Source organism: Pseudomonas sp. fls2-241-TYG-175, from assembly GCF_030209155.1.
In the GTDB taxonomy this organism is placed as follows: domain Bacteria; phylum Pseudomonadota; class Gammaproteobacteria; order Pseudomonadales; family Pseudomonadaceae; genus Aquipseudomonas; species Aquipseudomonas viridiflava.
On sequence record NZ_JARVSO010000028.1, the window covers coordinates 1 to 14688 of the forward strand.

The 14688-nt window shown below is 60.6% G+C and carries 13 protein-coding genes; 3 read left to right on the top strand and 10 right to left on the bottom strand.

Annotated elements, in window-relative coordinates; all coding sequences use genetic code 11:
* Positions 1-124: 124 nt before the first annotated feature.
* From QRN20_RS19675 to QRN20_RS19685, 3 genes are read right to left on the bottom strand one after another with little or no spacing between them, the layout of a single operon-like run.
* Positions 125-898, bottom strand: coding sequence for a MetQ/NlpA family ABC transporter substrate-binding protein (locus QRN20_RS19675; RefSeq protein WP_058430479.1), 774 nt, complete (start codon positions 896-898; stop codon positions 125-127).
* Between the two features lie 52 nt (positions 899-950).
* On the bottom strand, positions 951-1625 hold the full coding sequence (locus QRN20_RS19680) for a methionine ABC transporter permease (RefSeq protein ID WP_004882526.1): 675 nt from the start codon (positions 1623-1625) through the stop codon (positions 951-953).
* Positions 1625-2632 carry a methionine ABC transporter ATP-binding protein gene (locus QRN20_RS19685; RefSeq protein WP_122430334.1) on the bottom strand — a complete coding sequence of 336 codons (1008 nt, stop codon included), beginning with the start codon at positions 2630-2632 and terminating at the stop codon, positions 1625-1627. Before QRN20_RS19685 ends, QRN20_RS19680 begins: the two co-directional genes overlap by 1 nt.
* Before the next feature lie 310 nt (positions 2633-2942).
* On the opposite strand from QRN20_RS19685, the gene katE reads away from it, so the two are divergent.
* Positions 2943-5090, top strand: a complete 2148-nt coding sequence (gene katE, locus QRN20_RS19690) for a catalase HPII (RefSeq protein ID WP_285361037.1) — start codon at positions 2943-2945, stop codon at positions 5088-5090.
* Positions 5091-5451: 361 nt separating this feature from the next.
* Here katE and QRN20_RS19695 read toward each other — a convergent pair whose 3' ends face one another.
* Genes QRN20_RS19695 through QRN20_RS19710 form a run of 4 tightly spaced genes read right to left on the bottom strand, consistent with a single transcriptional unit; the run spans position 5452 to position 8267 of the window.
* Complete coding sequence (locus QRN20_RS19695) at positions 5452-6168, bottom strand: PA5502 family lipoprotein (protein ID WP_285361038.1); 717 nt, start codon at positions 6166-6168, stop codon at positions 5452-5454.
* A 38-nt stretch (positions 6169-6206) separates the two neighbouring features.
* A complete protein-coding gene (znuB, locus tag QRN20_RS19700) occupies positions 6207-6995 on the bottom strand; it encodes a zinc ABC transporter permease subunit ZnuB (protein WP_004882531.1) in 789 nt (262 codons plus the stop codon).
* Positions 6988-7785 (bottom strand): zinc ABC transporter ATP-binding protein ZnuC, encoded by a 798-nt coding sequence (znuC, locus tag QRN20_RS19705; RefSeq protein ID WP_004882532.1) that lies wholly within the window; start codon positions 7783-7785, stop codon positions 6988-6990. The genes znuB and znuC overlap by 8 nt, the downstream gene beginning before the upstream one ends.
* The gene (locus tag QRN20_RS19710) at positions 7785-8267 is read right to left on the bottom strand and encodes a Fur family transcriptional regulator (RefSeq protein WP_057408094.1); all 483 of its coding nucleotides are present in this window, start codon (positions 8265-8267) and stop codon (positions 7785-7787) included. Before QRN20_RS19710 ends, znuC begins: the two co-directional genes overlap by 1 nt.
* A 67-nt stretch (positions 8268-8334) precedes the next feature.
* On the opposite strand from QRN20_RS19710, the gene znuA reads away from it, so the two are divergent.
* Positions 8335-9279, top strand: a complete 945-nt coding sequence (znuA, locus tag QRN20_RS19715) for a zinc ABC transporter substrate-binding protein ZnuA (protein WP_122754954.1) — start codon at positions 8335-8337, stop codon at positions 9277-9279.
* Between the two features lie 226 nt (positions 9280-9505).
* On the opposite strand, the gene QRN20_RS19720 is transcribed toward znuA, so the two are convergent.
* Positions 9506-10456, bottom strand: coding sequence for a homoserine kinase (locus tag QRN20_RS19720; RefSeq protein WP_029243058.1), 951 nt, complete (start codon positions 10454-10456; stop codon positions 9506-9508).
* Between the two features lie 34 nt (positions 10457-10490).
* Positions 10491-10778: a DUF2782 domain-containing protein gene (locus QRN20_RS19725; protein WP_004887635.1), complete on the bottom strand. Its 288-nt coding sequence runs from the start codon at positions 10776-10778 to the stop codon at positions 10491-10493.
* A 74-nt stretch (positions 10779-10852) separates the two neighbouring features.
* Here QRN20_RS19725 and polA point away from each other — a divergent pair, with 74 nt between their 5' ends.
* Positions 10853-13618 (top strand): DNA polymerase I, encoded by a 2766-nt coding sequence (polA, locus tag QRN20_RS19730; protein ID WP_088234267.1) that lies wholly within the window; start codon positions 10853-10855, stop codon positions 13616-13618.
* A gap of 244 nt (positions 13619-13862) precedes the next feature.
* Here polA and yihA read toward each other — a convergent pair whose 3' ends face one another.
* Positions 13863-14498, bottom strand: a complete 636-nt coding sequence (gene yihA, locus QRN20_RS19735) for a ribosome biogenesis GTP-binding protein YihA/YsxC (RefSeq protein ID WP_004887638.1) — start codon at positions 14496-14498, stop codon at positions 13863-13865.
* Between the last annotated feature and the right edge of the window lie 190 nt (positions 14499-14688).

Here is a 14688-nt window from a genome sequence, read left to right on the forward strand (position 1 = left end):
TGACGCGGAGCGTCACGGGATGCATGCCCACGCGGAGCGATGGGCACGATCAGTGGTGAGGCGGACTTGTGTATAACGATGAGCGCGGAGCATGGGCACGATCAGGGATTTAGCGGTCAGGGATTCAGAACGCCGGAACCACGGCGCCTTTGTACTTCTCGGCCAGGAAGGTTTTGACTTCCGGGCTGTTCAGCGCAGCGGCCAGTTTCCTCATCGCGTCCGAGTCCTTGTTGTCCGGGCGGGCAACCAGAATGTTGGCGTAAGGCGACTCGGCACCTTCGATGATCAGCGCGTCCTTGGTCGGATCAAGCTTGGCGCTCAGCGCGTAGTTGGTGTTGATCAGCGCCAGATCGACCTGGGTCAGCACGCGTGGCAGCGTGGCGGCTTCCAGTTCGCGGAATTTCAGGTCTTTCGGGTTGTTCACCACATCCGACGGCTTGGACAGAATGCTGGTCGGGTCCTTCAGAGTGATCAGACCGGCCTTGGCCAACAGCAACAGCGCACGACCTTCGTTGGTGGCATCGTTGGGCAGCGCGACGTTGGCACCATTTGGCAGCTCATCCAGCTTCTTGAATTTGTCCGAGTAGGCACCGAACGGCTCGACGTGAACTTTGGTCACGGCGACCAGATCGGTGCCCTTGCCCTTGTTGAACTCATCCAGGTACGGCTGATGCTGGAAGAAGTTGGCGTCCATGCGCTTCTGCGAGACCTGCACGTTCGGCTGGATGTAGTCGTTGAAGACCTTGATGTTCAGGTCCACGCCTTCTTTGGCCAGGGTCGGTTTGACGAACTCCAGAATCTCGGCGTGGGGCACGGCCGAGGCTGCGACGGTCAGGGTTTCGTTGGCCTGCGCGGACAGTGCGGTTACGGCGGCAAATACGGCCAATAGCTTTTTCATGCAACAACTCCTTTGAGGCCCGCCTGCGGCAGGCCGATGCCAACTGATTCGATCAACGGTGTGTGAAGTGCGCGACCAGTCTGTCGCCGACGGTTTGCAGAATCTGCACCAGCACCAGCAACAATACGACCGTCACGAACATCACATCGTTCTGAAAACGTTGGTATCCATAACGAATGGCGAGATCGCCCAGCCCGCCTGCGCCGACAGCACCCGCCATGGCGGTGAAGGACACCAGCGCAATGGCGGTGACGGTAATCGCTGCGAAGATGCCAGGGCGCGCCTCAGGCAGCAGCGCCTTCAGAATGATCTGCCGGGTGGTGGCGCCCATGGCCTGTGTGGCTTCGATGATGCCGCGGTCGACTTCACGCAGGGCGGTTTCCACCAGACGTGCAAAGAACGGCGTGGCACCTGCAATCAGTGGCGGCAGCGTGCCCAGAATGCCCAGCGATGTGCCGGTGATGATCTCGGTCAGCGGCATCATGACGATCAGCAGAATAATGAACGGCAAGGCACGCAGCATGTTCACGATCAGCCCGACCGTGGCATACAGCTGCTTGTGTTCCAGCAGTTGGCGTGGCGAGGTCAGGAACATCAGCACGCCCAGCGGCAGGCCGAGCAGGATGGTGAAGCCCAGCGACACACTGAGCATGATCAGCGTATCGCCGGTGGCAACCCAGATTTCATACCAGTCGACGTTGGAGAACAGGTTCAGAAAGGCGTCCATCAGCGCAGCACCTCCATGTGGACATCAGCGGCGGTGAAGCGCGCGAATGCAGCGTCCATGTCGCCGCCGGTAATGGCCAGCGTCAGTTGTCCGTAAGGTGTGTCCTTGATGCGGTCGATGCGACCGGCCAGGATGCTGTAATCGACGCCGGTTTCCCGCGCCACGGTGCCCAGCAGCGGCGCGTAGGTCGCATCGCCCTGAAAGGTCAGGCGCACGATACGGCCTTCGACATGGGCGAAGTCGTCGCGTTGTTCGTTCTCATCGATCTGTTCGTCTTCCTGCACGAAGCGCTTGGTGGTCGGGTGCTGCGGATGCAGAAACACATCGGCCACCTTGCCCTGCTCGACGATCACGCCGGCGTCCATGACGGCGACCTGATCGCAGACGCGACGAATCACGTCCATCTCGTGGGTAATCAGCACGATGGTCAGCTTCAGCTCACGATTGATCTCGGCCAGCAGTTGCAGGACCGACGCAGTGGTCTGCGGGTCCAGTGCGCTGGTGGCTTCGTCGCACAGCAGAATCTTCGGCTTGGTGGCCAGGGCGCGGGCAATGCCGACGCGCTGCTTCTGGCCGCCTGACAATTGCGCCGGGTATTTTTTCGCGTGATCGGACAGTCCAACCCGCTCCAGCAACTCGGCGACGCGCTGGTCGATCTGGCTGCGCGGCATGTCGCCTGCCAGGGTCAGCGGCATGGCGACGTTGTCGGCCACGGTCTTGGAGGCCAGCAGGTTGAAGTGCTGGAAGATCATTCCGACCTGTTGACGAAAACGACGCAGGCCATTGGCGTCCAGCGCAGTGACGTCTTCACCGTCAACCACGATCTGTCCGCCGCTGGGCGTTTCCAGGCGGTTGATCAGGCGCAGCAGCGTACTTTTGCCGGCACCGGAATGACCGATCAGGCCGAACACCTGGCCGTCTTCGACGCGCAGGCTGGTGGGGTGCAGGGCCGGAATTTCCTTGCCTGCCACCCGATAGGTTTTGTGGACGTTATGAAACTCGATCACGGAGCGAACCTTGTGGGGGCGCGTTAAAAAATCAGCGCAGCGGGCGGTGCCTGCTTGCTTCGTTACCTCGGCCGGATTGAGCCGGGCGCGCATTTTAGCCTGTCCGGCCCGCTGTGCTTAGCATTTATTTGCAGGGCGACCTGCCGGACGGACATAACGTGACCACTCGTGCCAATGATCAAAAAATAAACGGAACGGCTGTTTTTCAACCCGGTCACTTCTTGGATACCGTGATTTCCGGCGAACGCCCAGGGAGTCGTAATCAGCGAACCCAACTCCATGATTGGGTCGAACATGAGGAGTTTTTCTGATGGCTAACGAGAAAACACCGGTGACCGAAACGTCCAAGAGCGAATTGGCCGGCACCGACACACTGGATCGTGGCAACACCAACGCCAAGCTCGACAGCCTCGAGCAGTTCCGTTCCGACGCCACTCAACAGGCGCTGCGCACCAATCAGGGTGTGAAGATTGCCGACAACCAGAACACCCTCAAAGTAGGCAGCCGTGGTCCATCGCTGCTCGAAGATTTCATCATGCGTGAAAAGATCACGCACTTTGACCATGAGCGCATCCCGGAGCGTATCGTCCACGCCCGCGGTACTGCTGCGCATGGCTATTTCCAGACGTATGAAAACCATGGCGCGCTCAGCAAGGCGGGTTTCCTGCGTGATCCGGGCCACAAGACCCCGGTGTTCGTGCGTTTCTCGACCGTACAGGGTCCACGCGGCTCGGGCGATACCGTGCGTGACGTACGCGGCTTTGCGGTCAAGTTCTACACCGAAGAAGGCAACTTCGACCTGGTTGGCAACAACATGCCGATCTTCTTCATTCAGGATGCCATCAAGTTCCCGGACTTCGTGCATGCCGTGAAGCCTGAGCCGCATAACGAAATCCCTACGGGCGGGTCCGCTCACGACACGTTCTGGGACTTCGTTTCGCTGGTGCCGGAATCCGCGCACATGGTGCTCTGGACCATGTCTGACCGTGCCATTCCGAAAAGCCTGCGCACCATGCAGGGCTTCGGCATTCACACCTTCCGCATGATCAACACCGAAGGCAAATCCAGCTTCGTGAAATTCCACTGGAAGCCGAAGTACGGCGTCTGCTCGCTGGTCTGGGATGAAGCCCAGAAGCTGGCCGGTAAAGACACCGACTTCCACCGCCGCGACCTGTGGGAATCCATCGAGATGGGCGACTATCCCGAGTGGGAACTGGGCGTCCAGATCGTGTCCGAAGAAGATGAGCATAAGTTCGACTTCGACCTGCTGGACCCGACCAAGATCATTCCTGAGGAACTGGTGCCGGTCACGCCGCTGGGCAAGATGGTCCTCAACCGCAACCCGGACAACTACTTTGCCGAGACCGAGCAGGTTGCGTTCTGTCCGGGCCACGTGGTGCCAGGCATCGACTTCTCCAACGACCCGCTGCTGCAAGGTCGTCTGTTCTCCTACACCGACACGCAGATCAGCCGTCTGGGTGGGCCGAACTTCCACGAGATCCCGATCAACCGTCCTGTGTCGCCTAACCATAATGGTCAGCGTGACGCACAGCATCGCACCACCATCGACAAGGGCCGCGCTTCCTACGAGCCGAACTCGATCGATGGCGGCTGGCCGAAAGAAACTCCAGCGGCAGCCGTCGATGGCGGTTTCGAGACCTATCCTGAACGCGTGGAAGCGCACAAGGTGCGTGAGCGCAGCGAGTCGTTCGGCGATCACTTCTCCCAGGCCACACTGTTCTTCAACAGCATGAGCCACCACGAGAAAGAGCACATCATCGCGGCTTACAGCTTCGAGTTGGGCAAGGTCGAGCGCGAGTACATCCGTGCCCGTCAGGTCAACGAGATTCTGGCCAACATCGACCTGGAACTGGCTGGCCGTGTTGCAGCGAACCTCGGTTTGCCAGCGCCAACCGCGCGTACGGTTCCAGCGAGCAAGGCCTCCGTGAAACCGTCTCCGGCGCTGAGCCAGGACAATCTGCTGTCCGGCGATATCGCGTCGCGCAAGGTGGCGATTCTGGTGGCCAACGGTGTTGATGGGAAAGCAGTCGATGCCATGAAAGCCGCACTGGAAGCCAAAGGCGCCCATGCCAAGGTACTCGGCCCGACCTCTGCCCCGGTCAACACAGCCGATGGCAAGAGCCTGCCGGTCGATGCTTCAGCCGAGGGCCTGCCATCGGTAGCGTTCGACGCAGTGTTCGTACCGGGGGGTGCCGACTCGGTGAAAGCCTTGAGCACTGACGGTGTGGCATTGCACTTCATTCTGGAAGCCTACAAGCACCTCAAGGCCATCTCGCTGTCCGGAGAAGCCAAAGAGTTGTTGAAGCTGCTGCATCTGGATGAAGACACCGGCCTGCTGTGCGTATCGGATAGCGCTTCGTTCGAAGCCTTCTTCGACGCCATTGCACAGCACCGTGTCTGGGCGCGTGAGCCGAAAGCCAAGGCTGTTCCGGCTTGAGGATCTAGCCCGTCGAGGCAGGCCTTTACGACCGATGTCCTTCCCACGCTCTGCGTGGGAATGCCTCTCGGGACGCTCCGCGTCCGCTTTTGAGTGTGACGCAGAGCGTCACGGCTGTATGCCCATGCAGAACACTCATCGTTATACACAAATCGACCTGAAGGAATGCGGTATCTGAAAGTGGGAGCGGACTTGTCCGCGAATACTGCGTTTCAGGCGCTGCATCTTCATCGGGTGTACCAGCTTTCGCGGACAAGTGCTCCCACGGCCCAAATAGTGCCCGCTTCAGATGCGCGTTGCGACTTGTGTATAACGATGAGCGCAGAGCACGGGCACGATCAGATTCTGGAGGGAAGCTCGATCAGGACCTTGCAGGCGTCAGCACGATGTAGGCCTGTTCCTTGCGATTGATCTGGCGGCTCATGTCCAGTTCGAAATCCGGATTGATCTTCACCACGCGCTTGGTCAACAGCGTCGCCAACCACGGGTAATCGTCGGTGCGCGGCACGACCAGCAGCACGTCACAGTTGAACGCCACGGTATCTGCCGCAATGTCATCCAGTTGCCGACGCAGTTTCAGCATGTCGCCGATCTTCAGGTCGATGGTGGTGCTCATGGCCGATGGATCGATCAGTTTCGCCACGCGACGCGCTTCGGCTTCGCGCAATTCAGCCTCTGCCTTTTCCAGCTCAGCCTTGCGGGCATGCGCGATAGCGCCGTTCACGCCGCTGGTGAGCGCCGGTGCCTTGGGCATCAGTGCGCGCGCACGGCTCAGGGCGTTGGCGGCGGCATTCATGTCGCCTTTCTGCAGGCCGATCTGACTGCGGCTCAGGTAGGCCTCGGCCAGCCGGCGCTGGAAGGCTTCAAGACGGATATCGGTGGGCGCCGCTGCCTGCAATGCAGCCAGCTGATCTTCAGCCGTCGCCAGCTCATTGCTGGTGATGCTCTGATCGAGCTGTGCGAACCCGCTCGGCTGAGCTTCGGCCACAGGCGTCTCGACAGTGGGCGCACTCTGACAGGCACCCAACAGGATGGAAAAGGCGATCAGCAGCAGATGGCGTGGGGCGAGCGGCTTCATTCCTGCGATTCTCTAGTTTGCGCAAAAAACGAGCAAGTCTACACCGCTCGCTTGGGGAGAACAAAGCTGAGCAAGAACAACGCCGCAGCGGATACCACTATAGACGGTCCGGCCGGGGTGTCCTTGAACCATGATAACGATAGTCCAATACACACGGCGGTCACGCCCAGCACGCTCGCGCCGAGTGCCATCTGCTCCGGCGAGCGAGCGTGACGTTGTGCCGCAGCTGCCGGAATGATCAGCAGCGATGTAATCAGCAGCACACCGACGATTTTCATCGCCACGGCGATCACTACGGCGATCAACAGCATCAGCGCCATACGCAGTGCCGCCACGGGAAGGCCCTCGACCTTCGCCAGTTCCTCATGCACGGTCACGGCCAGCAAAGGCCGCCACAGCGCCACGATCATCACCAGCACCAGGGCGCTGCCGCCCAGAATCCAGGCCAGATCGGTCGGGCTGATCGCCAGCAGGTCGCCGAACAGATACGCCATCAGGTCGATGCGCACTTCGTGCATGAAGCTCAGTACCACGAGCCCGAGCGACAGGGTACTGGGCGCGAGTATGCCCAGCAGGGTGTCCGACGCCAGTGGCTGGCGCTGTTGCAGCGTGACCAGCAGCACCGCCAGCAACAGGCAACCGCAGGTCACCGCGATGGTCGGGCTGACATCCAGCAGAAAGCCAAGGGCCACGCCCAGCAGAGCTGCGTGAGAAAGGGTGTCGCCAAAATACGCCATGCGCCGCCAGACCACGAATGACCCCAGCGGGCCAGCAACCACGGCCAGAGCAACGCCTGCGAGCAAGGCATACAGTAGAAAATCAGCCATGCTTGCAGCTGTCTCCGTGAACATGAGTGTGGGAATGCGGCGTAGCGTTCGAGGCATCGCTCACGACTTCGCCGTGCAGATCATGGGCGTGGTCGTGATGGTGGTGATAGATCGCCAGACTCTGCGCATTCTTGCCGAACAGCTCGACGAACGCCGGGTCATGGCTGACCTGCTCGGGGTGACCGGAGCAGCAGACGTGGCGGTTCAGGCACACCACTTGATCCGTGGTGCTCATCACCAGATGCAGATCGTGGGACACCATCAGTACGCCGCACCGGTGGCGGTCGCGCAAACGAGTGATCAGGCTGTACAGCTCGGCCTGCCCGGCCACATCGACGCCCTGCACCGGCTCGTCGAGCACCAGCAGTTCCGGTTCGCGCAACAGGGCGCGCGCCAGCAGAACACGCTGCATCTCGCCCCCGGAAATTCCCTGTAGCGGGCTGTCGATGACTTTTTCGGCGCCAACTTCTTCCAGCGCGGTCATTGCAGCGGCCCGGTCCACGCCGGGCACCAGACGCAGGAAGCGCAACACGGACAACGGCAGGGTCTGATCGACATGCAGCTTCTGCGGCATGTAGCCGATGCGCAGCTTAGGCTTGCGCCACACAGTGCCCGAGTCAGGCTTGAGCAAACCCAGCACAGCACGCACCAACGTGGTCTTGCCTGCGCCGTTGGGGCCGATCAGGGTCACGATTTCGCCGGGTTTTACGCTCAGCTGAATGTTATCCAGCACGTTTTGCCCGGACAGCGTGACGGCCACCTGTTCCAGGCGAATCAGCGCGTCACTCATCAGGCAGCCTTGCAACCAGCGCAGATCCCGACGATTTCGACGGTCTGACCTTCGACCTCGAAACCGACCTCGACCGCAGCGTTGACCACGGCATTGCTGATGGCCGGGTGCTGCAACTCGATAGCCGCGTGACACTCGCGGCAGATCAGGAACTGGCCCTGATGCGCGTGGGTCGGGTGGTTGCAGCCGGTGAAGGCGTTAAGGGACGCGATGCGATGGACCAGGCCGTTTTCCAAAAGGAAATCCAGGGCGCGGTAGACCGTCGGCGGCGCAGCGCGACGGCCATCTTCTTCGCTCAGGACCGCAAGGATGTCGTAGGCACCCAGCGGCTTGTGACTTTGCCAGACCAGTTCCAGCACGCGACGGCGCAACGCGGTCAGGCGCAGACCTTGTCTGGCGCACAGCGCATCGGCTTCGGCGAGTGCCGAATGCACGCAATGGGAGTGATCATGGGGGCGACTAGCCAGGGGAGTATTGGGCATGAGCAGCGACGATATTTGCCAGAGACGTTATTATGTTACCTGTTCCCGCCCGATATGAGTGTTTTACGTGCGCCGTTTTCTTAACCTTTGCGTCATTTTGTGGGCCAGTCTGCTGGCCGTCCCTTCAGCCCAGGCCGAGGTCAGGATTCTGACCAGCATCAAGCCGCTGCAACTGATTGCCGCGGCTGTGCAGGATGGTGTCGGTACGCCTGAGGTGTTGCTGCCACCGGGTGCATCGCCGCATAACTATGCGCTGCGGCCATCCGACGTACGGCGCGTCAGGGACGTGCAGTTGCTCTACTGGATCGGCCCCGGCATGGAAACCTTCCTGCCACGAGTGCTTCAAGGGCGCAGCCAGCCTTCGGTCGCGGTAGAGACGTTGCCCGGCATGTACCTGCGCCACTTCGGCGCGGACAATGCCTCGCACGATGATCATGATCACGACGACCACGCGCATGGTGCGGATGAGCACGACCACGATCACATGCCCGGCAGTCTGGACTCGCACCTGTGGCTTTCGACCGTCAACGCGCGGGTGATCGCCGCGAAGATGGCGTCGGACCTTGGTGCTGCGGACCCGGCCAACGCAGCGCGTTACACACGCAATGCCGAGGCATTTGCCAAGCGGCTGGATACGCTGGACAGCCGCATCAAGACTCAGATGAGCGCGGTCACGGGCAAGCCGTTTTTCGTGTTCCACGAAGCGTTTGATTACTTCGAAGAGGCGTATGGCCTCAAGCACACCGGTGTATTCGCCATCGCTGCCGAAATTCAGCCCGGCGCCCAGCATGTGGCTGCGATGCGTGAGCGTTTGAAAGAGGCCGGCAAGACCTGCGTGTTCAGCGAACCCCCGCTGCGACCACGTCTGGCGGAAACCCTGAGCGCAGGCCTGCCGGTGAAACTGGCCGAGCTGGATGCGCTGGGCGGCTACACGCCAGCGACCGCTCAGGGTTACGAGCAGGTCGTGCAGAAACTGGCGGATGACCTGAGTGGGTGTCTGTCGGGGATTTAAACCCGGTGAGTCGTGCCCACGCTCCGCGCTCACCGTTATACACAAGTCATCTGGCTATGATGATCGTTCCTACGCTCTGCGTGGGAATGCCTCTCAGGACGCTCCGCGTCCGCCCTCGAATGTGACGCGGAGCGTCACGGGCGGCATGCCCACGCGGAGCGATGGGCACGATCAGTGTAGAGACGGACTTGTGTAGAACGATGAGCGCGTGGGAACGATCGATCAATTACAGCGCAAACGGCAGCGGTATGTGCGTTTCCTGACGCTGTGCCAGGCGCTGTTCGAATTCTGCGGGGTCGTGAATCAGTACGTCCTGTCCGGCAAAGGTCTCTGCCGCAATCAAGCGTGACAGCCAGAAACGCACGCAGCCAACGCGCAGCATGGTTGACCAGAGTTTGGCTTCAGCCGCATTGAACGGCCGCAGGGCAGCGTAGGCGCCCAGCATGGCACGGGCGCGGACCGGGTCGATCTGACCGTCTTCACGCGAGCACCAGTCGTTCAGCGCAATGGCCAGGTCGTAGAGCATCGGGCCTGAGCACGCGTTGTAGAAATCGATCAGCCCGGTCAGGTGCGTGCCTTCGAACAACACGTTGTCGCGGAACATGTCGGCGTGCAGGTTGGCCCGAGGCAGCGCCAGTATCTGCGACTTGAGGTCTTCGATTTCCTGTAGCGACGTGTCCAGCAATGCGTTCTGCGCATCACCCAGATGCGACAGGAAATTGCGACCTTCGCTCAGCATCCAGTCCAGACCGCGATCGGTCTTGCGTTCCAGCACGTGTTCACGTGTCGCCAGATGCAGGTTGGCCAGCAGCTCACCGATCTGTGCGCAGTGCTGCGTATTCGGCTGGCTGATGTGTTTGCCCGGCAGGCGCGGCTGCAAGAGCGCCGGTTTGCCCGCCAGCTCGCGCAGCGCCTGGCCGTCGGTGGTGCGCAAGGCGTAGGGCACCGGCAGATCGGCGTCGTGCAGCACGTCCAGCAGCTCGATGAAGAACGGCATCTCCTGCACCGGACCGCGTTCGACCAGCGTCAGAACGAACTCGCCCTGCTCCATGCTGATGAAGTAGTTGGTGTTTTCGCTACCGGCGGCAATGCCTTGAAAGTCGTGCAGACGGCCGAGCCCATAGGGGGCGAGGAATGTTTCCAGCTCGGGCCGAGCCAGTGGGGTAAAAACGGACATATCAGGACTGCCAGCAATAAGTGAATGTAGGGTGTTACCAGCTGAATATTTCCCACTGCGGGATCAGCATGTCCGGTTGGTCCGAACGAATGAAATTGGGGCTTGTCCCATCGGCGCGCACCAGAAAATAGGGTTTGCCATGCTTGGGCGTGATCTTCACCGCATACAGGAAGCCGTTCTGGCGGTACTCCTGAATGGTCTTGTCACCGTCGGTGCGGATCGTGACGTCCGGTGCCGCCGAGGGCGAATCTTCAGCGCCGATTGCAACCAAAGGACAGATTACCAACAAGCCGGTCAACAACAGTCGATTTGCCTTGCGCATGATAACCTTGCCCCTTTGTTGTCAATGGTCCTCGCATTCTAGCGCCGGACCCGCCGAAAAGGTTGATTCTGCTCATGAGCCAAGCACCCCTCGTCCTGGTGGACGGTTCTTCTTATCTCTACCGTGCCTTCCACGCATTGCCTCCACTGGCCACGTCCAAAGGGTTGCCGACCGGCGCCGTCAAAGGCGTGCTGAACATGCTCAAGAGCCTGCGCCGGCAATACCCGGAAAGCCCGTTTGCGGTGGTGTTCGATGCCAAGGGCGGTACTTTTCGCGACACGCTGTACGCCGAATACAAGGCCAATCGTCCCAGCATGCCGGACGACCTGCGCGTGCAGGTCGATCTGCTGCACGCCTGTGTCAAAGGTCTGGGCTACCCGCTGCTGTGCGTCGACGGCGTAGAGGCGGACGACGTGATCGGCACCCTGGCCCGCAGCAGCGCGGCAGCCGATCGTCCGGTGATCATCTCCACCGGCGACAAGGACATGGCGCAACTGGTCGATGGCCATATTACGCTGGTCAACACCATGACCGGCAGCGTGCTGGACATTGCTGGCGTCAAAGAGAAATTCGGTGTCGGTCCTGAACACATCATCGATTACCTCGCGCTGATGGGCGACAAGGTTGACAACATTCCGGGCGTTCCCGGCGTGGGCGAGAAAACGGCCGTTGGTCTGCTGGTCGGCGTCGGCGGTGGTCTGAAAGAACTGTATGGCAATCTTGAAGCAGTGGCAGGCCTGCCGATCCGTGGTGCCAAGACGCTGGCGGCCAAGCTCGAAGAACATCGCGACATGGCGTTCCTGTCCTATGAACTGGCGACCATCAAGATCGATGTGCCGCTGGACATCGAACTGGACCAGTTGCATTGTGGCGAACCGGACCGCGATGCACTAATGGAGCTGTACGCCGAGCTCGAATTCAAGAGCTGGATCGAAGACCTGCAACGCGACGCCAAGCGTGCCGGACAGGAACTGGCGGTCGAAGAAGCGCCCGTGGTGACCAAGGAGGCCGCGTATGAGGTGATCCTCGAGCAGGCGCAATTCGACGCCTGGCTGAAGAAGCTTCAGGCTGCGCCGCTGTTCGCTATCGTTACCCAGAGCAACGGCACCGACGCGCAGCGCGCACAGCTGGTCGGCCTGTCGTTTGCCATCCAGACCCACGAAGCGGCCTACATTCCGTTGACCCACTCCTACATGGGTGTGCCGCAGCAACTGGATCGCGACACCGTGCTCAAGGCCCTGAAGCCGTTGCTTGAAGACCCGGACAAGATCAAGGTCGGCCAGCACGCCAAGTTCGCCATCAACCTGCTCGCCAACTGTGCGCTGGGTGGCGATCAGAGCCAGGGCATTGATCTGCAGGGCGTCAAATTCGACACGATCCTGGAGTCCTATGTGCTGGACTCCACGGCCACTCGTCACGACCGCGACAGTCTGGTGGCCAAGTACCTGACGCACACCCCGATCAACTTTCAGGACATTGCCGGCAAAGGCGCCAAGCAGCTGACCTTTGATCAGATTGCCCTGGAGCAGGCTTACCCCTATGCCGCAGAAGAAGCTGACCTGACCCTGCGCCTGCACGAAGTCTTCGAAGCCCGACTGGCAGCCATTCCGACCCTGCAACCGGTGCTGAACGACATCGAGATGCCATTGGTGCCGGTGCTGGCGCGTATTGAGCGTCAAGGCGCGTTGGTCGACGCCAACCTGCTGGGCATCCAAAGCGTGGAACTGGGCGACAAGATGACTGCGCTGGAGCGCGAAGCCTTCGCCATCGCCGGTGAAGAGTTCAACCTGGGCTCACCCAAGCAACTGGGCGTGATCCTCTACGAAAAGCTCGGCATGCCGATCCTCAGCAAGACTGCGACCGGGCAGCCTTCCACCGCTGAAGCCGTTCTGGCCGAGCTGGCCGAGCAGGATTTCCCGCTGCCCAAGGTGCTGATGCAGTACCGCTCCATGAGCAAGCTCAAGAGCACCTACACCGACCGCCTGCCCGAGCAGATCAACCCGCGCACCGGCCGGATCCACACCTCCTACCATCAGGCCGTTGCGGTGACCGGACGTCTGTCGTCCAGTGATCCGAACCTGCAGAACATTCCGATCCGCACCGCTGAAGGCCGTCGCATCCGTCAGGCGTTCGTGGCGCCGAAAGGTTACAAGCTGCTGGCGGCCGACTATTCGCAGATCGAACTGCGGATCATGGCGCATCTGGCGCAGGACGAGGGCTTGTTGCACGCCTTCCGCAACGATCTGGATGTGCACCGCGCGACGGCAGCGGAAGTCTTTGGCGTCGAGTTGGAAAACGTCACCAACGACATGCGCCGTAGCGCCAAGGCGATCAACTTCGGTTTGATCTACGGCATGAGCGCCTTTGGTCTGGCCAAGCAGATCGGCGTGGACCGCAAGCAGTCGCAGGCTTACGTGGATCGCTACTTCGCCCGTTACCCCGGCGTGCTCGATTACATGGAGCGCACTCGGGCTCAGGCGGCTGAGCAGGGCTTCGTCGAGACAATCTTCGGGCGTCGCCTGTACCTGCCGGACATCAATGCCAAGAACCCGTCGCTGCGCAAGGGCGCGGAACGTATGGCGATCAACGCGCCCATGCAAGGCACCGCTGCCGACATCATCAAGAAGGCGATGGTGGCCGTGAACGGCTGGCTGGATGAGTCCGGTCTGGACGCGCGGGTCATCCTTCAGGTGCACGACGAACTGGTACTGGAAGTACGCGAAGATCTGGTCGATCAGATCAGCGAGCAGATCCGTCCGCACATGAGTGGCGCGGCTGAACTGGCGGTTCCGCTGCTGGTGGAAGTCGGTGTGGGCAACAACTGGGACGAGGCGCACTGACGGCATAATGGCGAACTTGTCATCAAGTTCGTCAAATGCTGTAGGAAATGTGAACTTTTCTTCATTGCTGGAACTTAACCATCCAGGCAGGAGTCAGACGTCGCGATTGGTTGAAAAGCTAATCGCGCTCCTATGTTGTGTTAAGTGTTGGCAGATATCCGGACCCCACCCTAAGGTCTGGACCTTGAACCCCGGAACTTCCCCCTCCCCATTCGAAGTCCGGGGTTTTTTTTGCCCGCTGTTTTTATTCGGCGGGTGCCTTGTCTTCCAGCTCCATCCAGTCGGCCAGCACGGTGTAGGCTTCTTCCAGGCCCATGCGCTTGGGCGCCGAGAACAGCTGAATGGTGACGGCTTCGCCCCAGCCCTTGCGGATTTCCGACTGGACCTTGAGCAGCGTGTTCTTGGCTGCGCCGTAGGTCAGTTTGTCGGCCTTGGTCAGCAGAATGTGCATCGGCATGTTGCTTGCCACTGCCCAGTCCAGCATCAGCAGGTCGAAGTCGGTCATTGGATGACGGATGTCCATCATCAGGATCAGACCCTTCAGGCTTTCGCGGCTGCCCAGATAGGCTTCCAGGTGGCGCTGCCAGTGCTGCTTGAGCGGAATAGGCACTTTGGCATAGCCGTAACCCGGCAGGTCGACCAGACGGCGATCCTCGTCCAGGCCGAAGAAGTTCAGCAACTGGGTACGGCCCGGCGTCTTGGAGGTGCGCGCCAGGCTGGCGTGGGTCAGGGTGTTCAGTGCGCTGGACTTGCCCGCGTTGGAACGACCGGCGAACGCGACTTCAAAACCCTCGTCGTCGGGGCATTGGTCGACCTTGGCGGCGCTGAGCATGAAGGTGGCCTGTTGGCACAGACCGAGGATGGGGTTCTTGAGTTGCATGTGATTTCCGGTGAAGGCCCTGCCTGCAAGGCAAGCGGCAAGGGGTGTCGTTTCCGTTTGGGTAGCGCGAGTATATAATGCCGCAAATTTTGTGTGTGCTTTCGTCTCCCGGTGGGAGCGTGCACAGTTAAGCGAAATCAATATGCGCATTAGAACGCAGTCCGCTTTCAACCTGAAAGGTTTTTGCTGA